Raw genomic sequence first — 25,335 nt, 5'->3', positions numbered from 1 at the left:
GTCAGATGGTCTGTGTAAGCCGTACCGAGAGGAACGGTAAGAATCATGACCATGATCGACGAGAAGAACCCAGGCGAGCCCTCGGGCCAGGACCTGGTCGAGCAGCTGAAAGCCTCAGGGCAGCTTGATGCCCTGTTCGCGCAGATCGACGCGGGCGGCGTCGAGCTCACCGGTGACGGCGGGTTCGTGCCCGCGCTGGTCAAGGCCGCGCTCGAGCGGGGCCTGCAGGCCGAGCTGACCAGCCATCTGGGCTACGAGAAGGGCTCGAGCGAGGCGCCGAAGCACGCCAACTCCCGCAACGGGACCACCCCGAAGACCGTGGAGTCCGAGGTCGGGCCGATCGAGCTGGACGTCCCGCGAGACCGGGGCGGGTCGTTCACCCCGCGCCTGGTGCCCAAGGGCCAGCGGCGCCTCGGGGGCCTGGATGACATGATCATCAGCCTCTATGCCGGCGGAATGACGATCCGGGACATCCAGCACCACCTGGCCTCCACGATCGGCACGGACCTGTCGCACGAGACGATCTCCAACATCACCGACGCCGTGAGCGAAGAGGTCCTGGCGTGGCAGTCGCGGCCGCTGGAGGAGTTCTATCCGGTGATCTATCTCGACGCAATCCGGATCAAGATCCGAGAGAACAGCCAGGTCCTCAACCGTGCCGCCTACATCGCCGTCGGCGTGGACCTCGAGGGCATCAAGCACGTGCGGGGGAGCTGGGTCCAGGACACCGAGGGCTCGGCGTTCTGGGCCCACGTCTGCGCCGATCTCGCCAACCGGGGCGTGCAGGACGTGCTGATCGTGTGCTGCGACGGGCTCAAGGGCCTGCCGGAGGCGATCGAGGCGACGTGGCCGGACTCGATGGTCCAGACCTGCGTGGTTCACCTGATCCGGGCCGCGATGCGGTTCGTGGCCTACCAGGACCGCAAGAAGGTCGCCGCCGCGCTGAAGCCGATCTACACCGCCCCCAACGAAGAGACCGCGAGGAAGGCGCTGGCCGAGTTCGAGGCCTCCGAGCTCGGCACGAAGTACCCGTCTGCAGCCGCGACCTGGGCGAACTCCTGGGAGCGGTTCATCCCGTTCCTGCAGTTCCCACCCATGCTCCGCAAGGTCATCTACACGACCAACAGCATCGAGTCGCTGAACTTCCAGCTACGGAAGGTGACCAAGAACCGCGGCCACTTCCCCTCGACCGAGGCGGCGGTGAAGCTGCTCTGGCTGGCGATCTGCAACATCGAAGACAAACGCGCCGCCGAACGCGCTCGGGACCGGGGCAAACCCGCCGGCCAGCGCAAAGCCCAGGGCCGGCTCGTCGAAGGTCAGGCCGTCACGAACTGGAAGCAGGCCCTCGCCCAGCTCGCCGCGGCCTACCCCGACCGGATCAACCCCTACCTGTGACCACCCCGCTTACACAGACAAGTTGACACGCCCGCGAACGGCGAGCTCAGGCTTGGTGTCCCGCGCTCGGTTCGCGACCATGATCCTCCGCGCTGCACAGCTGGAGGCCCAAGATCTTCCGTTGTTGCCTTTGTCTTCAGATCCCACTGAACTGCGTGTCGTAGCGCGTGGCCATGCGCATGATCATCGAGTCGTAGTGAAAAGCGTCCCCCGGCTGCGGTGCGGGTCGGGAATGAACGACTTTCACAGGACTGTCATCGTTCCGAAGGTCGAGGACAGTTACGCCAATTGCATCAAAACCGATACCGATGGAACTGGAACGAGTCCGAAGAGTATTAAGGGTGTCCAACACCCGTTGACAATCACCGGGCTGCTTGTGAGAAGTGACAACGGGTTCCTGCCCGAGATGAATGCGCTCAACGTTTGCAGGGTTAGAACTTACAAACACGTCTGCGACATTAACCTGTGCGTATCCAATCGCCAAGGCTGTCTGGCTCTCACCGTGTACAGAGATGTGGGAACTGGTCAATTCATCATGAAGACGCGGAAGTGACTTGACGTGAGCAGTCATCGTGGCCTTAGCTTCTAGAGCCACCAGAACCGACCCGACAGGCGCCACAGGAATATCTGGTAGCGACGTCAGCTCGCCCATCTCTTCTCCGGAGAGGTTCATGTTGTAGCGCTGCGCGAGAGAGACCAGGGACTCGCCGCGGGCCGATGTCGCCGCTCCTCCTGGTCGGGCGATGACCAAGTCAAGCACCTTGCTCTTCTTCGTTTCGAAATCACTCAACTTCAGATTGACACCAAGGACAATCTTGCCGTCGCGGGCATGTTGCCGCATCACACTCGACGAGCGAAGCAAGTCGAAGGCGACGCCCCAACTGGCCACTTTTCCATGACGATCTGATCGAGAATGATATTGCCAGCGAATTCCATATTTGGTGGGGTCTGCCGGTTCGCTCATGGTTCGAGCCAGAATATCGGGGCCAAACACGTTCATGCCTCCAACTTGGTAATCAGCTGATCTTCAGTCAATGCCCTGTCCGCCTCAGCCACAGCCTCGCGGAATCCCGGATATCGGCCCAAGTTCCCCTGGAGAAGGCGCGAACGGAAACCCGACACCGCACGCCGGCTCAACGCCGGGGCTGACGACACGTCAACATGCTCCAGCAAGTGCTCATACGGTTCCAGAGTGGGAAATTCGCTGGCCTCCACTCGCCATCGCTTCCCGCCCATACCAGCAGCAGCGTTCGGCCACTGCCTGGATGAGCCCCAATCGACGGAGGGGCACACCACTTCGCCTGGCGCGAAGACTCGCCGAGCCACCCACTCTGCAACACGCACCGAGACTGCATTGCCAAGGAGTTTGCTCCGGGTTCCGCGCGTCCGCGCAGCGCTCAAGCCGAAGTCGAGATCAGTCCACCCGCGGGGGAACCCCTGCAATGATTCCATTTCTGCTTCCCTCGGCACCACCAAGGCGCGAGTGGCGTCCTCCGCGCCACGGACCCAAATGGCAGGAGGTGAAGCGATGCCGATCGTGGAGCCACCCTTGAGCGTCGGAATCGCGTCGGGTGCCCACCCCAATCCACCCTTACCCTCCGTCCAGTAGAATCCAAAGGCGTCGGAGGAATAATGATCATCAGGGCGTGACGCCGCCTCGTCCGCAAAAAGGACCTCCGACGGGTTGAGGTTCACCGAGGCAACAACGATTACACGACGGCGCCTCTGCGGCAGTCCCGTAAAACGAGTGTCGACGACCCGGTAAGCCCAAGAGTATCCAAGGGTCTCCATCTCCTGGACCAGGAACTCCATCGCAGCACCCTTGTCGAGGGCCAGCATGTTGGGGACGTTCTCAATGAGCAGTGTGGGAAGTCGTCGTCCAGCAGAGATGCGACGCCGAAGCAGCTCGAACAAATGCGTCACCAACCCGGACTGCTCCCCGCGAATGCCCGCAGTTCGACCTGCCTGTGAGAGATCCTGACAGGGGAACCCAGCGGAAAGTATGTCAGTTGCCTCCGGCAGGGATGCCAGCTCTCGAACGTCTGGGTGCAGCTCAGCACCGGGAAACCGATTCTTCAGAACGATTTGAGCAGGGGCCCAAGACTCACACAGAAGATCTGTCTCGACCTTTGATCCCAACGCATTGTGGAAGCCCTGCTCAATGCCACCGATACCTGCGAATAGACCCGTCAAGTGGACCATACGACGCCTACCTCTCTGCATGGCCTGGTGGGCCATGACCTACGACTCTACCCGTGTCCAGCTCGGCCCCACATGGAGCCGCGGGACGGTGAGATGCTGTCTGAGGCCATCGTCTCGCGCACCCCGGACACGTTAGGCGAAACTGCCCACGAGCGGTCCACCGCACTCAAGGTTCTCCTCATTCGGTGCGGACCGCACGCCTAATGACAAGCTCAGGGTTCTTGTCCACCGTCGTGAAGATCGGGGCGGGGCTCCACTCGCCCTTGGGATACGTCCAACCAGTCAGATCAGGCCCCTCACCGCAGCAGGTCCTTCACGATCTTCCCCGTCCCGTTCTTCGGCAACGAGTCCATGAGCGTCACCGGCTGCGGCCCCTTGTACGAGAGTAGGCGCTCGCGCACGAACGCGGAGAACTCGGCCTCGGCGACGTCGGGGTGCACATAGAGCGCATCCTCGACCTCGCGCGGGTACACGTTGTAGCCGTTGCGGATGTTGATGTCCTTCAGCCGGCCCACGATCCGGTAGTAGCCCTCCTCGTCCCGCCGGGCGAGGTCGCCGGTGCGGAGCCAGCCGTCGTCGTCGAACGCGGCGGCCCCGGCCTCCGGCAGGCCCAGGTACCCGGACATGACCACGGGCCGGTGGATGCGCAGCTCGCCGGGGGTCTCGGTGTCCCTCTCCGGCACCTCCACGCCCTCCGGGGTGACGATGCGGAACTCCACACCCTCCAGCGGCCGCCCCACGGTGCCGGGGCGGCTGGGGCCGTCCATGGGGTTGAAGCACACGGGCCCGCAGGACTCGGACAGGCCGTAGGCCTCGCGCACCGGCACGCCGAAGGCCGCCTCGGCCTCGGCCTCCCGCAGCGTCTCCACGGCCAGTGGCGCGCCGCCAGAAAGCACGTAGCGCAGCGCGCCGATCAACTCACCCGAACTCCGCCCACACCCGCCTCTCCACCCCATCCACGGTCATCACGCCGCCGTGCGGCAGCACCCACTGCGGCCGGGTGTGGCCGAACGGGACGCCCACGCACACCACCGCGTCCGGGTTGTAGCGCCCGACCTCCTCCACCACCACATCGGCCTGCTCCGCGCTCCGCCGCGCCCGCTCCTCCGCACCGCGCGGCGCCTCGAAGGAGCTCGTCGGCGGGCGGGCCGCCAGCACGGCGTCCACGGCGCCGAGCACGCCGCGCTCCCCCAGGATCCGCAGCAGCCGCCGCACCTCGCCGGCGCTCGGCAGCTCCTCGCTGGTCTCGATGAGCAGCACACCGCCCTCGAGCACCGCCATGTCCGCAGGCCCGCGGCCGGCCGCCATCACCCACGGCAGCACCTCGAGGCAGCCGCCCCACGTCCGGCCGGTCACCGCGCGCTGCGGCCCGGCCCAGCGCCACGGTGAGGCGCCCGCACCGGGCGCGCCGCCGACGCCGCGCGCGCCGTCGTCGTGCAGGCCCGGCACCGGCTCGCGCGTCCCGAACTCGGTGAGCGCCCGCGGGTCCAGCCAGTCGACGCCGTGGTCCTCCGACTCCCCCGGCTCCGTGATCTCCAGCCGCCCTCCCGTCAGCAGGGCGGCTCGCAGGGACGCGGCGTGCACCTCATCCACAGCCGGTCCTGGCCCCAGGTGCACCTGGGTGGACCCGCCGTAGAAGCTCGCCACCCCGTTGCCCCACAGCCACTGGTGCAGGTTGGTGTTGTCGCTGTAGCCGAGGAACGGCTTGGGGTCCGCGCGCACTGCGTCCGCGTCCAGGTGGCCGATCACGGTGATCTGGTCCTCCCCGCCCACCGTGGCGATCACCGCCCGGATCTGCGGGTCCGCGAACGCCGCGTTCAGGTCCCGCGCCCGGCTCTCAGGACTCGCCCCGAGCTGCCGGGTGGTGGGGTACTCGACCGGCTCCAGTCCGGTCACCTCGGGCAGGCGCCGCATCGCCTGCTCATGCACCGCGGGCGCGAAGCCGGGAGCCGCGAACGACGGCGAGACGACGGCGATCCTGTCGCCCGGCTGGGCCTTGGGCGGGTGGACGAGCGGCTGAGTCATACCGGGAGCGTAGCGAGAGGCCATCTGTCCGTCGTTCCTCTCGCTCAGGCCAGACGACCTGCGCCCGGACCGCCCGGCGCCCTTCACCCCTGGCGCAGCTCGCGGCGCAGGATCTTGCCCGTGGCGTTCTTCGGCAGCCCGTCCAGGACGGTCACCTCCCGCGGCTGCTTGTAGCGGGCCAGCCGCTCGGCCGCGAACGCCTGGAGCTCCTCCCCCGTGACGGCGCTGCCCGGGGCCAGCGAGACGAAGGCGGCGATCTCCTCGCCCAGCCGCTCGTCCGGCACACCCACCACGGCGGCCTCGACCACATCCGGGTGCTCGTAGAGGACCTCCTCCACCTCGCGGGGGTACACGTTCATGCCGCCGCGGATGATCACGTCCTTGAGCCGGTCCACGATCATCACGTACCCGGCCTCGTCCCGGCGGGCGATGTCCCCGGTGCGGAACCAGCCGTCCTCGTCGAACGCCGCCTCCGTGTCCTCCGGGCGGCCCCAGTAGCCGGCCATGATGCCCTCGCCCCGGATGCGCAGCTCACCGGAGGTCTCGAGGTCCTCCTCGGGCACCTCCGTGCCGTCCATCGCGACGATCCGGAACTCGAAGCCGTCCACCGGCCGGCCCACGGTGCCCGGGCGGGTCGGCGCGTCCACGGGGTTGAAGAAGCACGCACCCGCGTTCTCGGACAGCCCGTAGCCCTCCAACACGGGCACGCCGAACAGCGTCTCCGCCGCGCGCAGCGTCTCCACCGGCAGGCTCGCACCGCCGGAGAGGGGCATGCGCAGCCGCGAGAAGTCCGCCGGCTCGGTCCCGGCCTCACGGCGGGCCCGGGCCACGGAGAGGAACGCCCCGTGCATGGTGGGCACGCCGGGCAGGAACGTGATGCCGTGGTCCTGCAGCTGGTCGTAGGCGGCCTCCGGCACGAACCGCGGCATCAGGGACAGGGTGGACCCGGCGAACACCGCGCCGTTGAGCACCACCGAGAGCCCGAACACGTGGAACATCGGCAGCGCCGCGAACACGACGTCGTCCGGGCCGAGCCGGCCCAGACCGGTCGCCGTCGCCATGGCGTTGGAACGCAGGTTCGTGTGCGTCAGTCGGGCACCCTTGGGCCGCCCCGTGGTGCCCGAGGTGTAGAGCAGGACGGCGTCGTCGTCGGGGTCCCGCGGGGTGATCTCCGTGACCGGGGTGATGCCCTCGGCGTCGCACTCCCGCCCGACCGCTTCGAGATCCAGGGTGACCACCTCGACGTCGACGTTCCCGGCCACCCCGTCCACGGCCGGCAGCCCGGGCATGGCCCAGAGCATGCGCGCCCCGGAGTCCTCGAGGAAGTACTCCAGCTCACGGGCGGTGAACAGCGGGTTGAGCGGCACCATCACCGCGCCCAGACGCATGAGCGCCTCGTAGACCGCCACGAAGGCCGGGATGTTGGGCAGCATCATGGCCACCCGGTCCCCCGGGCCCACCCCGCGGTGGCGCAGCCAGCCGGCCGTCGCGGCCGTGACCTGATCCAGTTCGCGGTAGGTCATGCTGGCCTCGCCGATCCGCAGGGCAACGGCATCCGGCTGCCGGGCCACGGTGGCCGAGAGCAGCTCGGCCACATGACCCCGGCGCTCGGTGGGCCGGCCGACGGTGGTCGCGGAGGTGTCGGGGGTCTCGGAGTTCGTCACGGTGGCTCCTGATCTGGTCGGGGCGGTCATCGGAGGGGGGTCAGAGGAAGGCGGAGTGACCGGTGAGGCCGCGGCCCACGATCAGCGAGTTCACCTCGTAGGTGCCCTCGTACGTGAAGATCGCCTCGACGTCGCAGAAGAACCGGCCGAGCCCGACGTCGGCGAGGATGCCGTTGCCGCCCATCATCTGCCGGCCCAGCGCGGCCGACTCGCGGCACATCTGGGAGGTCTTCAGCTTCACCAGGGAGGCCTGCGTCATGGACACCTCGCCGGCGGCCTCCAGCTGCACCGCCCGGTGCGCCATGCCCAGGGTGGCCGCCAGGTTGGCCGCGATCTGCACGAGCAGGGACTGCACCAGCTGATGCCCGGCGATCGGGCGACCGAACTGGGCGCGCTCCAGCGCGTAGCGGCGGGCGGCGTCGAGGATGCCCTGTTGCGCGCCCACGGCCTGCCAGCCCAGGCCGTTGCGGGAGCCCAGCAGGATCACGTTGGTGTCCGCGAAGGTGTTGGCCTTCTCCAGCTTGTTCTCCGCCGGGACGCGCACGTCCGTGAAGGTGATGTCCGCGTTCTGGACGATCTTCACCGCGGTCTTGTGCTCGATCTTGGTGGCCTCGTAGCCGGAGGTGTCGGTCTCCACGATGAAGCCCTTGACCTGGTCGTCCTCCTCGTCCCGGGCCCACACGATCGCGATGCGGGACATGGTGCCGTTGCCGATCCACCGCTTGGCCCCGTTGATCACCCACTCGTCCCCCTCTCGGCGGGCCGTGGTGGCCATGCCGCCGGCGACGTCGGAGCCGTGCTCCGGCTCGGTCAGCGCGAAGCAGCCGGTGTACTCCATCGCGTACAGGCCCGGAAGCCACTTCTGCTTCTGCTCCTCCGAGCCCAGGGCCTCCAGGGTGGCCCCGACGAGGTCGTTGTGCAGGGCGAAGTACACGCTGAGGGAGATGTCCGCGCGGGCCAGCTCGGCCATCAGGTACCCGCGGAACAGCGGGTCCTCGGTCATGCCGCTGATGTGGTCGTAGCCCAGCTCCCCGACGCGGCAGGCGATCTCGTGCGGGAACTCGTCCCGGCTCCAGGCCTCCGCCACGTGCGGGGTGACGATCTCGGCCAGGGCGGCGCGGATCTCCGTGAGCTTCTCCTGCTGCTCGGGCGTCAGGAGGCGGTGGTACTCGAGGACGTCGACGTCGATCAGCGAGCGGGTGCGGGAATCCGTGGTGGTCATGAGGGGCTCCTGGAGGTCGTTCGAGGGGGGTGCTGAGTCGTGGGGGTCAGGCGGTGGGGCTGGCCAGGGCGGTGAGCGGGATGCCCCGCTTCTCCCCCCATGCCTGCCAGTGGGCGGCGTCGTGCCGGGAGAGGGCCTCGGTGAGCTGCGCGCGGACGTCCCCGTCCGCGTCCAGCCCGAGGCCCTCGACGAGCGCGGCCGCGAAGTGCGGCTCGAGCGCGCCGACGGCCACATGGCCCTCGGCCGCCGGATACACCCCGTAGTGGGGCAGGGCCCCGCCCAGGGGGCTGCGCGGGTCCGTCATGCGGTGCCGGTTGGGCAGGGCCAGGGCGTGCGCGGCCTCGGCGAGCGCCACCGTGGCGTGCCCGCCGTCCCCGTCCGCGCCGCGGGCCCACAGCAGGGCCAGCGCGGTGGAGACGGCCCGCTCGGCACCGTGCAGATCCGCCGCGAGGATCCGCGGCGGAGCCCCCGGCGCCAGCAGGCCCGCCGCGGCCTGGTAGTTGATGTCGTGGCCCGGCACGTCCGTGCGGTCCCCGGCGTATCCGGTGATGTCCACCTGGCAGATCCGCCGGTGGCGGGCGCGGACGGCGTCGGCGTCCAGGCCCAACCGGCGCAGCGCCCCGGAGCGGTGGGAGGTGAGGAACACGTCCGCCTCGGCCAGGATCTGCTCCATCTCGGCGACCCCGGCCTGGGACTTCATGTCCACCGTGCGCACCGACTGCCCGCGGTGCAGCTCCTCGTAGAGGGCCGGCACCAGGGTGGCCACGGGGTCCCCGCTGGGCGGGAGCACCGTGACGACGTCGGCGCCCAGCTCCTGCAGGCGCGCCGCGGCGGCGGGCCCGGGCAGGTTCAGCGCGATGGTCACCACGCGCACCCCGGCCAGCGGTGCGGCGCTCATCGGCCCGGCCCCTCGCCTCGCTCGGCCCGCTGCCGGAGGGTGTCGCCGGGACGGAACCGCTCGCCGTAGCGGTCGGCCAGCTCGTCGGCGCGGGCCACGAACGCGGCCGGCCCGCCCTCGCGGTGCGTCATGAACGTCACGGGCCCACCGGTGTGCGGCGGGAAGCCGATGCCGAACACGCCGCCGAGGTTCGCCGAGGGGGCGTCGGTGAGGACGCCGTCGTCGAAGCAGCGGGCCGTCTCGATGGCCATGCGGTACAGCAGGCGGTCCTGCAGGTCCTGCTCGGGCACGTCCGCCCCGGTGGCGAAGTGCTCGGCCAGGCCCGGCCACAGGTGCTTGGGGCCCTGTTCCGGGTACTCGTAGAAGCCGGCGCCCTGAGCGCGGCCCGGGCGGCCGAACTCGTCCACCATGCGCTCCACCACGCGCTCGCCCGGCCGCACCGGACGTTCACCGCCGGCCTCGGCGACGGCCTTCTCCTCCTCGCGGCGGATGTGCTGGATCAGGGTCAGGGAGACCTCGTCCATCATGGCCAGCGGGGAGGCCGGGAAGCCGGCGTGGCGGGCCGCCCGCTCGATCCGCTGCGCGTCGACGCCCTCCTCCACGAGGGCCGCGGCCTCGAGCACGAGCGTGCCGTAGACGCGGGAGGTGTAGAAGCCGCGCCCGTCGTTGACCAGGATGGGCAGCTTGCGGATCTGCTGCACCAGGTCGTAGGCGCGCTCCACCGTGCGCTGGGAGGTCTGCTCACCACGGATGATCTCCACGAGCCTCATCCGGTCCACCGGGGAGAAGAAGTGCAGGCCGATGAAGTCCTGGGAGCGCTCCCGCGGACCCTGCAGCAGGGTGATCGGCAGCGTGGAGGTGTTGCTGCACAGCAGGGTGTCCGGGCCGACCACCTTCTCCACCTCGGCGAACACCGAGTCCTTGAGCTCGAGGTCCTCGAACACGGCCTCGATCACCGCGTCCACGTGGGCGAGGTCCTGATAGTCCTCGGTGGGCTGCACGCGGGCCAGGACGGCGTCGGCGTCCTCACGGCTCATGCGCCCCTTCGCCACGCGCCCCTCGAGGAGGGCACCCACCCGCTCACGGCCGCGCTCGGCGGCCTCCAGGCTGACGTCCTTGAGCATCACGTCCACGCCGTTGAGCGCGAGCGCGTGGGCGATGCCCACGCCCATCATCCCGGCGCCCAGCACCGCCGCCGTGGTGATCGTGCTGCGCTCGCGGGAGGGACCGCCCAGGGCCGCGCCGGAGCGCAGCGCCTGCATGTCCGAGTGGAACGCCTGGATCATGGCGGAGGAGGTGTGGCCCGTCACGAGGGACACGAAGTACCGGGTCTCGATGCGCGAGGCGGTGTCGAAGTCCACCTGCGAGCCCTCCACCGCGGCGCTGAGGATCGCCTTCGGGGCGGGCAGGTCCGCGCCGTGGAGCTGCCGGCGCAGGGTGGCGGCGAACGCGGGCAGGCGGGAGGCGAAGGAGGCCTGGGCGGGGGTGCCGCCGGGGATCCTGAAGCCCTTGACGTCCCAGGGCTTCACGGCGGCGTCGGCGTCGGCGCGGTGCTCCAGGATCCAGCGCTTGGCGGCGGGCACCAGGTCCGCGGGGTCGGTCACGACCTCGTCGATGATCCCCTTCTCCATCGCGGCCCGGGCGTCGCGGGCGGTGCCCTGCAGCAGCCACTCCATCAGGGCGCGCTCCACGCCCACCATGCGCACCAGGCGGGTGATGCCGCCGCCTCCGGGCAGCAGGCCCAGGGTGACCTCCGGGAGGCCGACCTTCAGCCCCGGGTCGTCCACGGCGATGCGCCGGTGGCAGGCCAGGGCGATCTCCAGGCCGCCGCCGAGCGCCGTGCCGTTGATCGCGGCGACCACGGGGCGGCCGAGGGTCTCGAGGCGGCGCAGCTGGCCCTTGACCCGCTGCGTCAGCGCGAACACGGACTCCACGTCCTCGGGGCCGGCCTGGGCCAGGGAGTCCAGGTCGCCGCCGGCGAAGAAGGTCTTCTTCGCGCTGGTCAGGACGACGCCGGTCACCGTGTCCCGCTCCGCCTCCAGGCGGTCCACGACGGCGTCCATCGCGTCCTGGTACCGCTCGTTCATCGTGTTGACCCGCGCCTGCGGGTCGTCCATGGTCAGCGTGACGACGCCGTCGGCGTCCTGGTCCCAGGTGATCATGTGCTCACTCATGCCGGTGCTCTTCCTGCCGTGCTGGTCGGTCGGGTGGGTGGGGCGCTCAGACGCGCTCGACGATCGTGGCGACGCCCATGCCGGCGCCGATGCAGAGCGTGGCGATGCCGGTCCGCAGGTCGCGCCGCTCGAGTTCGTCCACGAGGGTGCCGAGGATCATGGCGCCGGTGGCCCCCAGGGGGTGGCCCATGGCGATCGCGCCGCCGTTGACGTTGGTCTGCTCCTCGGTCCAGCCCATCTCCTTCATCAGCAGCAGCGGCACGGCCGCGAACGCCTCGTTGATCTCCACGAGGTCGATGTCCGCGGCGGTCATGCCGGCCACCTCGAGGGCCTTGCGGCACGCCGGGGTGGGGCCGGTGAGCATGATGGTGGGCTCGGAGCCGACGACGGCGGCGGAGACGATCCGGGCCCGCGGGCTCATCCCGGCCCGCCGGCCGGCCTCCTCGGAGCCGATCAGCGTCAGCGCGGCGCCGTCGACGATGCCCGAGGAGTTGCCGGGGTGGTGCAGGTGCTCGATCCCCGCCAGCGAGCTGTACTTCTCCAGCGCCACGGCGTCGAAGCCCGCCTCCCGGCCCAGCGCCTCGAAGGAGGGCTTGAGCGTGGCCAGGGTCTCCACGGTCGAGTCGGGGCGGATGGTCTCGTCCCGGTCCAGCACGGTCATCCCGTTCATGTCCGTCACCGGGACCACGGAGCGGGCGAACCGGCCCTCCTGCCACGCCGCCGCGGCACGGCGGTGGCTCTGCGCGGCGAAGCGGTCCAGCTCTGCGCGGCTGAATCCCTCACGGGTGGCGATCAGGTCCGCGGAGACGCCCTGCGGGATGAAGTCGGTGGCCAGGGAGGTGGCCGGGTCCATGGCCCACGCGCCGCCGTCGGAGCCCATGGGCACGCGGGACATGGACTCCACGCCGCCGGCCACGAGCAGGGACTCCCAGCCGGAGCGGATGCGGGCGGCGGCCTGGTTGACTGCCTCGAGTCCGGAAGCGCAGAACCGGTTCAGCTGCACGCCGGCCACGGTCTGCGGCAGGCCCGCCTTGAGGGCGGCCACCCGGGGCAGGACCGCGCCCTGGTCGCCCACCGGGCTGACGCAGCCGAGGATCATGTCCTCGATGTCGGCGGGGTCGAGCCCCTCATGGCGGTCGCGCAGCGCGTGGGTCAGGCCGACGACGAGGTCGATCGGCTTGACCTCGTGGAGGGAGCCGGAGGGCTTGCCGGCACCGCGCGGTGTGCGGAGGGCGTCGTAGAGGAAGGCGTCCTGGGTCACGGGGTCTCCTGGGGTCGGGGTGGGTCTGGGGAGGTGGCTGGCCGGTCAGCGGCCGGAGGTGAGGGCGTCGGCGTAGTCGGCGCGCAGCTTGCGCTTGTTGACCTTCCCGACGCCGGTCCGGTCGATCTCCGTCACGAAGCGGACCTCGTCGGGCAGCTGCCAGGTGGCGAAGCGCTCGGCGAGTGCGGCGAGGACGGCGTCCTGGTCGACGTCGGAGTCCTCGTCCCGCACCACGAGGGCCAGGGGGCGCTCCTCCCACTGGGGGTGGGGGACGCCGATCACGGCGGCGTCGCGGACCCCGGGGACGGTCATGATGTGGTTCTCCAGGTCGATCGAGGAGATCCACTCGCCACCGGACTTGACCACGTCCTTCAGGCGGTCGGTGACCTTGAGGTAGCCCTCCGGGGAGAGGTAGCCCAGGTCCCCGGAGCGCCAGTAGCCCTCGTCGTCGAAGCCGGCCTCGGTGGCCTCGGCGTTGTCGGCGTAGGAGGTGGTCACCCAGGGCCCGCGCAGGCGGATCTCGCCCACGTTCTCCTCGCCGGGCGGCAGCAGCTCGCCCAGGGGGTCGGTGATCTTCACGTCCACCCCGACGACGACGAGGCCCTGGAACCGCTTGAGGTTCCACCGCTCATCCTCGGAGAGGGTGTCCATGAGGCTCGGCTTCATGCGGTTGAGGGAGACGATGGGCGAGGTCTCCGTGGCCCCGTAGGCGTGGATGACCTCCGCGCCGGTGAGCTCGTCGAAGCCGCGCATCATGGCCACGGGGGGCTCGGTCGCGCCGCACAGCAGGCGCACGCCGTCCATCCGTGGGGGCGTCTCGAGGGTGCGGAGGTGGTGGAGCATCGGCATGAGGATCGCGGGCGCGGCCGGGGCCACGGTGACGCCGTGGTCCACGAGGGTGGAGGTCAGCCACGGGGTGTCCGTGAGGTTGAACCGGCCCGGCAGCACCAGGCGCGCGCCCACGGCGACGGCGGCGAACGGCAGGCCCCAGCACTGCGCGTGGAACATGGGGGTCAGCAGCAGGGCGGTGTCCGCCATGGTCATGCCCAGGGTGGACACCACGGCGTGCGCGTGCAGCCAGGTGGCCCGGTGCGAGTAGAAGACGCCCTTGGGACGGCCGGTGGTGCCCGTGGTGTAGCAGGCGCCGGAGGCGGAGCGCTCACTCACGTTCGGCAGGTCCGCTGTCTCGAGCGGCTCCTGCCCGTCGAGGAGGGCCTCGTAGGAGAGGACGTCGCCGCGACCGGCCCAGTCGGCGGGGAGCTCGCCGTCGCCGGCCACGATCCAGCGGATGCCCCCGGGCAGGTGCGGTTCGAGCGCGGCGGCGAGCTCCAGGAGGGTCTCGTCCACGACGATCGTCCCCACCTGCGCGTGGGTGATCACGTAGGCCAGGTCCGTGGGCGCCAGGCGCAGGTTGAGCTGCACCATGGTCGCGCCCAGCAGCGGGACGGAGAAGTAGGACTCGAGGTGGCGGACGTCGTTCCACAGCAGCAGGCCGACCCGGTCCCCCGGCCCGACGCCCTCGGCATGCAGGGCCGCGGCCATGCGGCGCACCCGCTCCCACACGGCCGCGTAGGTGGTGGTCTGCCACGGGGAGCCGCCGCCGCGGGTGTGGATGATCTGCTGATCCCCGAAGGTCCGGGCGGCGTCCCGCAGGAGGCGAGTGGTGGTGAGCTGCTCGTCGTCGCCCATGGTGGACGGGGTGCCGAGGACGGTGTCGGTGGTCTGCATGGGTCCCCCTGGGAGGTGTGGTGGTCGCGGAGGCGGGCGGCAGTCATCTGTGACATGCCTCACTGGGCGTGTGTTGCACACTCAAGCACGATGTTGCACTAGCGTGCAAGAAGGGTGCGAGGGTCGTTTCGATCCCTGCCGTAGGGTTCAGCGAGCCCCCGCATCCTCGTCTCCCGACCACGGGCCATCCCATCCGCCGACCCAGCCCCGAGGACCCGATGAACACCCCCCTGCCCTTCGACCAGGACGATCTCTCCTCCCCCGCGCGCCTGCGCCTGGCGGCCCTCGAGCTGTATGCCGAGCGGGGGGTCGAGATGGCCAGCGTCCGCGAGATAGCGCAACGGGCCGGCGTCGCCCCCGGGCTGGTGCGGCACCACTTCGGCAGCAAGGCGGGGCTGACCCGCGCCGTCGATGACGACGTGCTGCGCCTGATCGCCACGACCCTCGACGAGGTCCCGCTCGTGGGCACCCCACAGGAGGTGTCCGCCGCCCGCGACGCGGCGTTCGCGGCCCTGCTGGCCGACCACCCGGTGGTGGGGGCCTACGTGCGCCGCTCGCTGCTGGAGGCCGGCGGGGAGACCGAGTCCCTGCTGGAGCGCCTCGTGGACCTGACCACGGGACAGACCGAGCGCCTGCGCCGGTCCGGCTTCGCCCCGCGGCGCAGCATGCCGACGTCCGTGTTCGGCACCGTCATCCGGCAGATGGGGCACCTGATGGTCGACCCGTCGGCGGACCGCATCTGGCGCCGGATCGCCGAGACCCAGGAGGACGCCGCCGAGCAGGCGAGCCCGCGAGTGCGGCTCGTGGTGGATCCGCCGCGGTGAGCAGGATCGCCTCCGACCGCGGCGGCGTCCGCGTACGCCTGCGCCGCCCAGTCCTCGCTGACCCCGACGAGCTCCTCCGGGTCCTCCTGGGTGGCCACGACGCCGGCCCGCCCGTTCCGGGAACGCCTGCGGTCGGTATGAGCGCACTTTGCAGGCTCAGAGCGACCGCACGCGTTCCAGGTCCGCGGGCGCCCCGCCCCCACCCGCCCCCGCCCCCGCACGCGCCGTTTCCCGAACGAAAACGCGAGGTGGGGCGTAGCCTGGCCGCCATGACCACCGTGTTCTACGACGACCAGGGCCGCCCCGAGCCGCCCTTCGCCGCGGGCGAGGCCGCCACCCTGCTGGGCTTCCTCGACTTCCTGCGCGCCACGATCGAGTGGAAGACGGCGGACCTGGACACGGCGGCGCTGCACCGCCGGCTGCCGGGGCACCCGTCCGCGATGACGCTCGGCGGCCTGCTCAAGCACCTCGCGTTCGTCGAGTTCTGGTGGTTCGAGGCCGTCGCCCTCGGCGAGCCCACCTCGGCGCCCTGGGTGGGAGCGGACTTCGACGCCGACCCCGACTGGGACTGGCACAGCGCGGCGCAGGACTCCGCGGCGGACCTGCGCGCCCTCTGGCAGGGCCAGGTGGAGCGCTCCCGGCAGATCGTGGTGGACCTGCTCGCGGCGGACGGCGACGACGGCGACGCGGCCCTGGCCCGCGCCCACCGGATCCGGGAGGGGCGGGACCCGGTCTCGCTGCGGTGGATCCTCACCCACATGATCGAGGAGTACGGCCGCCACGCCGGCCACGCCGACCTGCTGCGCGAGGGGATCGACGGCCAGGCCGGCGAGTGAGCCCGCCCCACCCGCAGTCCCGCCCACGGTCGCACCCGGGTTCATCCCCACGTCGGATGCCCGGCCCCGCGCCGGCTGGGTAGATTCTGTGCCATGGCCTCCCCCTCCCCTGCGTCCGCGCACCCGTCCGCCCCCGAGAGCGGGACGGGCCTGGGGTTCACCGGCGCGGCGGGGATCACCGGGCTCACCGCCGCCGAGGTCGCCGAGCGGGAGGCCGCGGGCCTGGTCAACGTGCAGTCGCGGGACACGTCCCGCTCGCTGGGTCAGATCCTGCGCGTGCACGTGTTCACGCTGTTCAACCTGGCGATCGCGCTGTGCGCCGTCGTCGTGATCCTGATGGGCCGCTGGCTGGACCTGCTGTTCTCGCTGGCGGCCGTGGCCAACGTGGTGATCGGCGTGCTCCAGGAGTACTCGGCCAAGCGGAAGCTGGACCGGATCGCGCTGCTGCACCAGGACGACGTCGTCGTCATCCGGGACGGGGCGCGCGTGCCCCTGCCGATGGCGCAGATCGTGCGGGACGACGTCGTGGTGCTGCGCCGCGGCGACCAGGTGCCCGTGGACGGCGAGGTCCTCGTCTCGGACGGCCTGGACATGGACGAGGCGCTGCTCACCGGGGAGAACGACCCCGTGCCCAAGACCCCCGGGGACGCCGTGCTCTCGGGCTCAGCCGTCGTGGCCGGCGCGGGCCTGGTGCGCGCGACGGCGGTGGGCTCGGCCTCGCACGCGGCCCGGCTCAGCGCCGAGGCCCGCCGCTACTCCGCCATCCGCTCGGAGCTGCGCGGCGCCCTGGAGAAGGTGGCCCGCGGGCTCACGATCGCCCTGGTGCCGATCATCGCGGTGATCGTGCACGGCCAGATGACGGCGGTCGGCGGCTGGTCCCTCGCCCTCTCCCAGCCGCGCGAGGCCGCCCTGGAGCCCGCGCTGATCGCGTCCGTGGCGGCGGTGACCAGCATGATCCCGCAGGGCCTGGCGCTCATGACCACCATCGCGTTCGCCGTGTCCGCGCTCAAGCTGGCCCAGCAGGAGGTCCTCATCCAGGAGCAGCCCGCCGTGGAGGTCCTGGCCCGCGTGGACACCGTCTGCCTGGACAAGACCGGCACCCTCACCGAGGGCGGCGTCCGGTTCGACCGGCTCACCGCACCCGCCTCGGCGGACGCGTCCCCGGACACCCACGACGACGGCGCCCCGGCCGAGGTCGGCGACGGGGCTCGGGCCGTGCTCGCCTGGTTCGGCGCGGACCCGGACGTGAACCCCACCGCGGCGGCCCTGCGCGAGCCCTTCACGGCCGTCCCGCCCGTGGACCCCGCGGCCCAGGTGGCGTTCTCCTCCGCGCGCCGGTGGTCGGCGGTCGCGTTCGGCCCCGAGGCCGGGGCGGCGGCCGGCACGTGGCTGCTCGGCGCGCCCGAGGCCCTCGTGGACGAGCGGCTCCTCGGCCCCGACGCCGCCGAGGCCGTCCGCGCCCAGGTCCACGCCGACGCGGACGCCGGCCGCCGCGTGCTGCTGCTGGCCCGCACGGACGAGCCCCTGATCGGGGATGCGCTGCCCTCCGGAGGCGTCCCGGTCGCCGTCGTGACGTTCCGCGAGAACGTGCGCCCGGACGCCGCCGAGACCCTCGACTACTTCCACGCCCAGGGCGTGCGGACCGTGGTGATCTCCGGGGACAGCCCGCGCACCGTGGCCGCCGTGGCCCGCGAGGTGGGCCTCGAGGTGGCGGGCCAGGCCTACGACGGGCGCACCCTGCCGGACGAGCCCGGGGAGCTCGCCGACGTGATGGCCGAGCACGACGTGTTCGGCCGCGTCAGCCCGGACCAGAAGAAGGCGATGGTGCAGGCGCTGCAGTCGAGCGGGCACGTGGTGGCCATGACCGGCGACGGCGTGAACGACGCCCTGGCCCTGAAGACCGCGGACCTGGGCATCGCCATGGGCAACGCGGCCCCGGCCACCAAGGCGGTGTCCCGGATGGTGCTGCTGGACGGGCGCTTCGACCGCCTGCCGCGCGTGCTCGGCGAGGGCCGCCAGGTGATCGCGAACATGGAGCGGCTCGCCCACATCTACCTGACGAAGACGACGTACGCGCTGCTGTTCGGCGTGGTGTTCTCCCTGTTCGCGTGGCAGTTCCCGCTGCTGCCGCGGCAGGCCTCCACCGTGGACTTCATCATGATCGGCGCGCCCACGTTCTTCCTCGCGCTGCTGCCGAACCCGCGCCGCTACGTGCCCGGATTCCTGGGGCGGGCGCTGCGGTTCGCGATCCCCTCCGGCGCGGTGATCCTGCTGTCCATGGTGGCCCTGCATTCGTACGTGCGCCTCACCGCCGGCGACATCGACCTGGCCCGCCAGCAGGCCGCGTTCATGATCACCCTGACCCTGCTGGGCCTGTGGGTGCTCAGCGTGATGTCCCGGCCGCTGAGCGCGCGCGTGGTGGTCCTCATCCTGGCGATGTACGCGGTGCTGGCCGCCGTCGTGCTGGTGCCGGCCTCCCGCTGGTACCACCGGATGGAGGTCCCGCCCACGGACGTGCTCGTGGCCGCGCTGGTGGTCGCCGCGCTCGGGTGCGGACTGATCGAGGTCATCCACCAGGTGCACCGCCGCCACGTGGCGAGGGTGCTGGCCGCCGCGGGGGCCTGAGACCCCTCAGCGGCGGGCGCGACGCACGGCGGCCCGGTAGTCGAGCCACGTCCACACCAGCACGACGACGGCGACCAGCAGGTACGCGACGTCCCACGCGCTGAGCCGCTCCCCGGCCACCACGCCCGGGAGACGGGTGGCCAGGATGAGCACCACGAACGCGGTGACCGCCCAGGCCCGCCGGCGGGGCGCGGCGACCCGGTCCTTCTGGAAGCCCGCGGCGTACGACTCCGGGGAGCCGAGCTCCTCGGCCAGCGGGCGCCCGGCCGCGGCCCCGCGTGCCCGCGCGTCACGGACGATCTCGCCCACCCGCGCGTCGGGCAGGTCCTTGCGCAGCCGCAGGACGCCGGCGAGGCGGCGGGCCCAGGCGTCGTCGTCGAGGGCGGCGGGGGGCTCTTCCACGGGACGGCGGGCCGCCGGGAGCAGCCGGTGTGCGAGCCAGGCGAGGCCCGCGCAGACCGGGGCGACGGCGAGCAGCCAGAACGTGCTCCCGGTGAACAGGTGCGTCGGCGCGTTCACCTCCACGAGCCACCAGGCGAGCACCAGCACGAAGGCCAGGAGGGCGCCGCCGGCCACCAGCGTGGCGGCCAGCCGCGGGACGCGGACGAGGAGCCGCTCCCAGAGGACCATCACCGCCACCCCGGCCACGCCCATGAGCACCGGGGCCAGCAGCAGCCCCCACGTGTAGTCGGTGGTGAGCCCGTCCCGGAGCAGCCAGACCAGGCAGAACAGGACGGCGATGCCGGCGGCGACCGTGAAGCCGACCACCGGCACATCGCGCCAGGTGGCGTCGGGTGCGGCGGGGTCGGGGTGGGGGCGGATGGTCATCGGTCGGGTCCCTCCTGTGTGGTCCGTTGCGGATCCCTTTCGGTGACCCTACGGCCTGGTCGAGCACGTCTCCGCATCGGGCGCCCTCCCTCGTGCCGGCGTCGGCGGTCGCTCTACCGTGGGGCCATGGACTCCACGCTCTTCACCCGTTCGGCCGACCGCGCCGCCCACGACGACGTCAACTTCCGCACCCGCAAGTGGGTCAAGCCGGAGGACCTCAACGCGAACAACACCCTCTTCGGCGGCTCGCTGCTGCGCTGGGTCGACGAGGAGGCGGCCATCTACGCGACCCTGCAGCTGGGCAACCCGCGGTGCGTGACGAAGCTGATCTCGGAGATCAACTTCCTGGCCTCGGCGAAGCAGGGCGACATGATCGAGATGGGCCTGCGCGCCACCGAGTTCGGGCGCACGTCCCTGAGCATGCGGGCGAAGGTGCGGAACATCGTGACCGGCGAGATGATCCTGACCATCGACAAGATCGTGTTCGTGTCCCTGGGCGAGGACGGCAAGCCCGTGCCCCACGGCTTCACCGAGATCACCTACGACCGCGACCGCCTGCCCCTGGACAACCCCCTCTGAGCCAGCCCGCCACCCCACGCGGTGCGGGGGCGGAACTCGGGGATCCCCACCCGGAATACCACCGAGTTCCGCCCCCAACGCGGGAGGGCAGGCGGCTCTAGTCGATGCCGCGGGCGGCCAGGGCGTCCCCGACGTCGTCGGCGTGCTTGAAGCTGAGCACCAGCAGCGGCAGCGCCCAGGCCCACGGCGCCATCCGCACCCCGCGGGCGGCCTGCGCATGCCGGATCTGCTCGGCCAGGGCGCGCAGGTGGCCGATCGAGGAGAGCACCAGGCCCATCGCCAGGCCCACGCGGTCCGCGCGGAACCCCGCCCGCACCAGGCGCGGCCCCGCCCACGGGATCCGCTCGACCGGCCGCAGCACCGCCTCGGCCACCCCGGTCATGTCCGCGATCCGGGTGGTGCGCGTCAACACCTGCGCGGTGAGCACGAGCCCGAGCACGCGCGCCACCATGAGTCCGGCGGCGAACGCGTCGGTGAAGATCCACTGCGCCGCGAACAGGACCACGTAGAACAGCCACAGAGCGCGCAGGTCGGAGGCGATCATCGCCGCACCGCGCCGCAGCCCGAAGCCCACGAGATACGCGGTCACGGCACCCACGACGGCGGCGCCCGCCGTCCACAGGGACAGCGGCAGCAGGGTCAGGGCCAGCACCCACACCGCGAACAGGCCCGTCTTGAGGCCGGCGCGGGCGCGGTGCAGGGGCGAGTCGCCGTGGATGTACAGGGACAGCATCAGCGCAGCTCCGCCGCCACGGCGTGGTCCAGGAAGCGCTCGTACGCCTCGACCACGTCCTCGGCCGGGCCGGTCCGCTCCACACGGCCGCCGTGGATCCACACCGCCTCGTCGCACGCACGGGCCAGCTCGAGGTCGTGGGTCACCAGCAGCAGCTGGAACCCGTCCGGGGCCGAGGGGTCGGCGGCCAGCAGCCGGTCGGCCACGATCCGCCGGTGCCGGCCGTCCAGCAGGGAGGTCGGCTCGTCGGCGATCACCAGGGACGGCCCGGCGGTCATCACCGAGCACATCGCCAGCCGCTGCGCCTGCCCCGAGGACAGGGACAGGCACGCCCGGTCCGCGAGCGCGGTGAGCCGGTGCTCCTCAAGCGCCGCGGCCACGCGCGCGGCGACGTCGTCCTTGGTCAGGCGGCGGCCGGCGTCGTCCCTGAGCGACTTCACGGTCAGCTCCACGTCCTCCCGGACGGTGGGCATGACCATCTGTGCGGCCGGGTTCGCGAACACGAAGCCGACGGTGCGGCGCAGCGCCTTCACGTCCCGGACGGCGTCCACCCCGTGCACGGTCACCTCCCCGGCGACGACGTCGGCCAGCCCGGCGATCGCGCGGGCCAGCGTGGACTTGCCGGAGCCGTTCTCCCCGATCACCGCCACACGCGGGGCCGTGAGGGTGAGGTCCACGCCGTCGAGGAGCACGACGACGCCCTCGGGGCCGTCGGCCTCGACGCGGACGCCCGTGAGGGTGACGGAGCGATCCGGGCTCATCGGAAGGCGCGGGGGTAGGCCTTCCACAGGCCGACGATGAGGATGACGGCCACGACGAGCTTGATCAGGTCACCGGGCACGAACGGGGCCATGGAGAGGACGGCGGCACCGAACTCCATCCCGGCGATCCCGACGAAGCCGAGCACGCCGAAGAAGTAGACCATCACGACGCCGCCGATCAGCCCGGCGACGGCCGCGCCGAGCGCGACCCGTCCGGCGCCGAGGCCGGGGCGGGCCCGGGAGGTGAGGGCCCAGAAGATCAGGCCGACGATCAGCGCGGACGGGATCCAGCCGAGGATGAAGCCGGCCGTCGGGCCGGCGAACACGCCCAGGCCGCCGCGGCCGCCGCTGAGCAGCGGCAGGCCGAGCGCCACGAGGCCGGCGAAAAGCGCCATCGAGGCGGCCCCGCGCCACGGGCCGAGGATCACACCGGCCAGGATCACGGCGATGTTCTGCAGCACGATCGGGGCGGGCACACCGGCGACGGCAATCGGCGGCACCAGCCCGAGGACGGCCATCAACGCGGTCATGACGGCGATGCGCGCGAGGCTGCCGCCGGCGGAACCGCGACGGGGGCGGCGGCCGGTGTCGGCGGGGCGGTCCGCCGTCGTGGTGGCCGCGGGGCGGACGTGGCCGTCATGGGACGAGGGCACGGAAGTGCTCATGGAGGGACTCCTGGTGCGGAAGCGAGTGCGAGGGGGCGCTCAGCCGAGGCGCGGGGCGCATGGCGAGTGCCCGACGGGTTGAACAGTGTTCAGGAGTCTACTGCAGGGGCGAGGGTGTGGGCGGCCGGGGTGCGTTCCCGGGGCGACACCGAGGCAGCGGTCGGCTTGGGCGTTGTGCTGACCGGCGATCAGCAGGAACGAGGTCTGCGGCCCGCCGAGCATCTCGCGGACCGCGGCCAGTACTGGCGAGCGGGGGCGTAAGGCGGGGTGGCCGGGCAGTCCGGGCAGGGCCATGACGTCTCGTGACCGGCCGGGCCCTGACCTCATTCCCCAGCATCCGCACCGACCTGCGCAACGCCGGCGTGAACGTGGTGGACCAAGAGGCCGCCCGAGACGGGAACCTGGCCACCAGCCGCTCACCCGATGACCTCTTCCCTGTGTTCCGCCGTGGGAGTACTGTCCAGCCCACCGGCGCCGGAAACCGCTCGTGAGCAGCGCGGTACGCCACATGGCGCAGGCGGGGCTGACTACCGGCTCGACGCCCGGCACCTCGGTACCCGCCGCCCTCCTATAAGCCAGCACCGGTCGAGGACGCGCCGGCCCTTCGAGGATCTCAGCCCACGTCCCGCCTCAGGACAACCAGAAGGAAGTGATCGCGGATGCGACGGATGACGCTGCCGAGTGGGGAGTCCATCCCTGTGCTGGGCCAGGGCACCTGGGGCTGGGGTGAGGACCCCGGCCGCCGCGGCGACGAGGTCGCCGCGCTGCACGCCGGCCTCGAGCTGGGCATGACGCTGGTCGACACCGCCGAGATGTACGCCGACGGCGGTGCGGAGGAGGTGGTTGGTGAAGCATTGGCGGGTCGCCGCGACGAGGCGTTCGTGGTCAGCAAGGTCATGCCGTCCCACGCCTCCCGTTCCGGCACGATCGCGGCCTGCGAACGCAGCCTGAAACGCCTGGGCACCGATCGGATCGACCTCTACCTGCTGCACTGGCAGGGCAGGTACCCGCTGCAGGACACCGTCGCGGCCTTCCACCATCTCGTCGAGGACGGGAAAATCCGATACTGGGGCGTCAGCAACTTCGACCACCGGGCCCTCGCCGAGCTGCAGGACGTGCCGGGCACCAGCGGGCTGACCACGGATCAGGTGCTGTACAACCTGTCGCGGCGAGGACCGGAGTACGACCTGCTGCCGTGGTGCGCCGACCACCAGCTGCCGGTCATGGCGTACTCGCCGATCGAGCAGGGCCGCATCCTTGACGACACGACGCTGAACGACGTCGCGGCCCGTCACAGCGTCAGCCCCGCGGCGGCGGCCCTTGCCTGGGTGCTGCGCCGCGACTCGCTCTGCACGATCCCCAAGGCGAGCAGCCCGCAGCACGTGCGCGACAACGCCACAGCACTGGACGTGGAGCTGACCCGCGAAGACCTGGATGCTCTGGACCGTGCGTTTCCGCCCCCGAGCGGACCGCGACCACTGGAAATGCTGTGACCCTGCCCCAGGGCGCAGCCCGGTCGGTCCGGGCGGTCCGGGCAGTCCGGGCAGCGCTCCGGTCAGCGCAAGTCTCCGAAGGACCTGCCTGTCACCTCCTCCTGAACCTGTGCACGCCATCCATCGACTCCTTTCCTCGAGCCCTGTCGGGTTCGCGGTAGGTGTTGTGGGGCATGAGGTTCTTGACATGGGTGCCGGGCTGAGATGAGACGAGCGGGCCTCTCCCGCAGGATGGAAGTTCCTACACCACCCACCTGCCCGAAAAGACCCACTCATGACTCACGCTAACGCACCCCTGACCCCCACCGGCCGTCTCAGGATGGTCCACCGCCACCTGCACGACGGGATCCCGCAGGCACACGTGGCCGCCGAGTTCCGCGTCAGCCGCCCCACGGTGGCCACCTGGGTGGCCCGCTACCGCGCCGAGGGCGAGGCAGGACTGCAAGACCGCTCCTGCCGGCCACGACGCTCTCCCGCCCAGCTCGACCCCGAGGTGGTGGCCCAGATCCAGACCCTGCGTCGCAGGGAGAAGTGGTCGGCCCGCCGGATCCATCACCACCTCGTCTCCGAGGGCCACCGGGTGTGCCTCCGAACGGTGGGCAGGTGGCTGCACCGGCTGGGCATCTCCCGGTTGCCAGACCTCGCGCCCACGGGTGAGGACCTGCGCCAACGACCGCAGAAGATCACCGCGAGAGGGCCGGGGGCACATGGTGCACCTGGACGTGAAGAAGATCGGGCGCGGTCAAGTCCCTGGAAGTGGTGTAACCGTCTTCGAGGTTGTAGGGGGCTTGTACCTGTCAGGTCTGCAGGGTCGGCATCACCTCCGTGCTCATCACGGTCTCTTGCTCCGTGGTCAGGGGCTCACGGCACCGGGCGAGCAGTTCCAGGCCGAGATACCGGCGGCCTTCGGCCCATTCATCTGTCTGCTCGGCCAGCACGGCCCCGACCAGGCGCACCACGGCATCCCGGTTCGGGAAGATCCCTACCGCGTCCGTGCGTCGCCGGATCTCCCGGTTCAGCCGCTCGGCGGGGTTGTTCGACCAGATCTGGCACCACACGTCCCTCGGGAACGAGGTGAACGCGAGGATGTCCTGTCGAGCGGCGTCTAAGTGGGCGGCCACCGCGGGCAACCTGTCCTGCACGTAGTCCAACAGGCGCTCGAACTGGGCGTGCACGGCCGGCCCGTCGGGCTGGTCATACACGCTGTGCAGCATGGCCTTCACCGCCGGCCACATGCTCTTCGGGGTCACGGCCATCAGATTCGCCGCGTAATGGGTGCGGCAGCGTTGCCACACGGCCCCGGGCAGGTTCGCCGCCACTGCTTCCACGAGGCCGCGATGGGAGTCCGAGGTCACCAGTGCCACCCCGGCCAGCCCCCGGGCCACCAGGTCCGCGAAGAACTCGTTCCACCCCGCCCCGGAC

At 71.3% G+C, this 25,335-nt stretch carries 21 protein-coding genes and 2 pseudogenes; 8 read left to right on the top strand and 15 right to left on the bottom strand.

The window, feature by feature from the left end; all coding sequences use genetic code 11:
- The first annotated feature begins 51 nt into the window (after window positions 1-51).
- Window positions 52-1,395, top strand: a complete 1,344-nt coding sequence (locus G6R13_RS06205; protein WP_163721296.1) for an IS256-like element ISMlu11 family transposase — start codon at window positions 52-54, stop codon at window positions 1,393-1,395.
- A gap of 136 nt (window positions 1,396-1,531) precedes the next feature.
- On the opposite strand, the gene G6R13_RS06200 is transcribed toward G6R13_RS06205, so the two are convergent.
- From G6R13_RS06200 to G6R13_RS06155, 10 genes are all read right to left on the bottom strand, one after another.
- Window positions 1,532-2,359, bottom strand: a complete 828-nt coding sequence (locus G6R13_RS06200) for a hypothetical protein (RefSeq protein ID WP_197458584.1) — start codon at window positions 2,357-2,359, stop codon at window positions 1,532-1,534.
- 32 nt (window positions 2,360-2,391) lie between these two features.
- Entirely contained in the window at window positions 2,392-3,633 is a 1,242-nt protein-coding gene (gene dcm / locus G6R13_RS06195) for a DNA (cytosine-5-)-methyltransferase (RefSeq protein ID WP_223247475.1), read from the bottom strand.
- 260 nt (window positions 3,634-3,893) lie between these two features.
- Window positions 3,894-4,514, bottom strand: a complete 621-nt coding sequence (locus G6R13_RS06190; RefSeq protein ID WP_051995213.1) for an AMP-binding protein — start codon at window positions 4,512-4,514, stop codon at window positions 3,894-3,896.
- 1 nt (window position 4,515) lies between these two features.
- Window positions 4,516-5,622: a S66 peptidase family protein gene (locus tag G6R13_RS06185; RefSeq protein WP_163721222.1), complete on the bottom strand. Its 1,107-nt coding sequence runs from the start codon at window positions 5,620-5,622 to the stop codon at window positions 4,516-4,518.
- Window positions 5,623-5,705: 83 nt separating this feature from the next.
- Entirely contained in the window at window positions 5,706-7,286 is a 1,581-nt protein-coding gene (locus G6R13_RS06180) for a long-chain fatty acid--CoA ligase (RefSeq protein ID WP_240335713.1), read from the bottom strand.
- A 40-nt stretch (window positions 7,287-7,326) separates the two neighbouring features.
- Entirely contained in the window at window positions 7,327-8,508 is a 1,182-nt protein-coding gene (locus tag G6R13_RS06175; protein WP_073117268.1) for an acyl-CoA dehydrogenase family protein, read from the bottom strand.
- Between the two features lie 46 nt (window positions 8,509-8,554).
- Window positions 8,555-9,406, bottom strand: coding sequence for a CoA transferase (locus tag G6R13_RS06170; RefSeq protein WP_073117267.1), 852 nt, complete (start codon window positions 9,404-9,406; stop codon window positions 8,555-8,557).
- Complete coding sequence (locus G6R13_RS06165; RefSeq protein WP_036313876.1) at window positions 9,403-11,580, bottom strand: 3-hydroxyacyl-CoA dehydrogenase NAD-binding domain-containing protein; 2,178 nt, start codon at window positions 11,578-11,580, stop codon at window positions 9,403-9,405. Before G6R13_RS06165 ends, G6R13_RS06170 begins: the two co-directional genes overlap by 4 nt.
- A 46-nt stretch (window positions 11,581-11,626) precedes the next feature.
- Window positions 11,627-12,841 carry an acetyl-CoA C-acetyltransferase gene (locus G6R13_RS06160; RefSeq protein ID WP_036313873.1) on the bottom strand — a complete coding sequence of 405 codons (1,215 nt, stop codon included), beginning with the start codon at window positions 12,839-12,841 and terminating at the stop codon, window positions 11,627-11,629.
- A gap of 45 nt (window positions 12,842-12,886) precedes the next feature.
- Entirely contained in the window at window positions 12,887-14,569 is a 1,683-nt protein-coding gene (locus tag G6R13_RS06155; protein ID WP_073117266.1) for a long-chain-fatty-acid--CoA ligase, read from the bottom strand.
- Window positions 14,570-14,787: 218 nt separating this feature from the next.
- Here G6R13_RS06155 and G6R13_RS06150 point away from each other — a divergent pair, with 218 nt between their 5' ends.
- The 3 genes from G6R13_RS06150 (at window position 14,788) to G6R13_RS06140 (ending at window position 18,854) form a co-directional block, all read left to right on the top strand.
- Window positions 14,788-15,393: a TetR/AcrR family transcriptional regulator gene (locus G6R13_RS06150; protein WP_073117265.1), complete on the top strand. Its 606-nt coding sequence runs from the start codon at window positions 14,788-14,790 to the stop codon at window positions 15,391-15,393.
- 269 nt (window positions 15,394-15,662) lie between these two features.
- Entirely contained in the window at window positions 15,663-16,229 is a 567-nt protein-coding gene (locus G6R13_RS06145) for a DinB family protein (RefSeq protein ID WP_100059152.1), read from the top strand.
- A 93-nt stretch (window positions 16,230-16,322) separates the two neighbouring features.
- The gene (locus G6R13_RS06140; RefSeq protein ID WP_144825151.1) at window positions 16,323-18,854 is read left to right on the top strand and encodes an HAD-IC family P-type ATPase; all 2,532 of its coding nucleotides are present in this window, start codon (window positions 16,323-16,325) and stop codon (window positions 18,852-18,854) included.
- Between the two features lie 6 nt (window positions 18,855-18,860).
- Here the strand turns inward: G6R13_RS06140 and G6R13_RS06135 are convergent, their stop codons facing one another.
- A complete protein-coding gene (locus G6R13_RS06135; protein WP_095353719.1) occupies window positions 18,861-19,682 on the bottom strand; it encodes a hypothetical protein in 822 nt (273 codons plus the stop codon).
- Between the two features lie 126 nt (window positions 19,683-19,808).
- On the opposite strand from G6R13_RS06135, the gene G6R13_RS06130 reads away from it, so the two are divergent.
- Window positions 19,809-20,261 carry a hotdog domain-containing protein gene (locus tag G6R13_RS06130; protein WP_051050163.1) on the top strand — a complete coding sequence of 151 codons (453 nt, stop codon included), beginning with the start codon at window positions 19,809-19,811 and terminating at the stop codon, window positions 20,259-20,261.
- 97 nt (window positions 20,262-20,358) lie between these two features.
- On the opposite strand, the gene G6R13_RS06125 is transcribed toward G6R13_RS06130, so the two are convergent.
- From G6R13_RS06125 to G6R13_RS06115, 3 genes are read right to left on the bottom strand one after another with little or no spacing between them, the layout of a single operon-like run.
- On the bottom strand, window positions 20,359-20,994 hold the full coding sequence (locus G6R13_RS06125; protein ID WP_163721220.1) for an energy-coupling factor transporter transmembrane component T: 636 nt from the start codon (window positions 20,992-20,994) through the stop codon (window positions 20,359-20,361).
- Window positions 20,994-21,755 (bottom strand): ABC transporter ATP-binding protein, encoded by a 762-nt coding sequence (locus G6R13_RS06120; RefSeq protein WP_163721218.1) that lies wholly within the window; start codon window positions 21,753-21,755, stop codon window positions 20,994-20,996. The genes G6R13_RS06125 and G6R13_RS06120 overlap by 1 nt, the downstream gene beginning before the upstream one ends.
- Window positions 21,752-22,420, bottom strand: coding sequence for a biotin transporter BioY (locus tag G6R13_RS06115; RefSeq protein ID WP_036381852.1), 669 nt, complete (start codon window positions 22,418-22,420; stop codon window positions 21,752-21,754). The genes G6R13_RS06120 and G6R13_RS06115 overlap by 4 nt, the downstream gene beginning before the upstream one ends.
- A gap of 299 nt (window positions 22,421-22,719) precedes the next feature.
- Here G6R13_RS06115 and G6R13_RS06110 point away from each other — a divergent pair.
- From G6R13_RS06110 to G6R13_RS06100, 3 genes and pseudogenes are all read left to right on the top strand, one after another.
- Window positions 22,720-22,911 (top strand): annotated as a pseudogene (locus G6R13_RS06110) (DJ-1/PfpI family protein); the annotation flags it as partial.
- Between the two features lie 177 nt (window positions 22,912-23,088).
- Window positions 23,089-23,913: an aldo/keto reductase gene (locus G6R13_RS06105; protein WP_233569937.1), complete on the top strand. Its 825-nt coding sequence runs from the start codon at window positions 23,089-23,091 to the stop codon at window positions 23,911-23,913.
- A gap of 274 nt (window positions 23,914-24,187) precedes the next feature.
- A pseudogene (locus G6R13_RS06100) lies at window positions 24,188-24,653 on the top strand (leucine zipper domain-containing protein); the annotation flags it as partial.
- 57 nt (window positions 24,654-24,710) lie between these two features.
- Here G6R13_RS06100 and G6R13_RS06095 read toward each other — a convergent pair.
- Window positions 24,711-25,335: transposase (locus G6R13_RS06095; protein ID WP_205521334.1), on the bottom strand; the 625-nt coding region annotated here is incomplete at its 5' end.

Origin of the sequence: Micrococcus sp. Alg238-R198, assembly GCF_900537135.1 — a bacterium.
Taxonomy (GTDB): domain Bacteria; phylum Actinomycetota; class Actinomycetes; order Actinomycetales; family Micrococcaceae; genus Micrococcus; species Micrococcus luteus.
The sequence above is the reverse complement of the archived record's forward strand: the minus strand, read 5'-3'. Positions and strand labels throughout refer to the sequence as shown.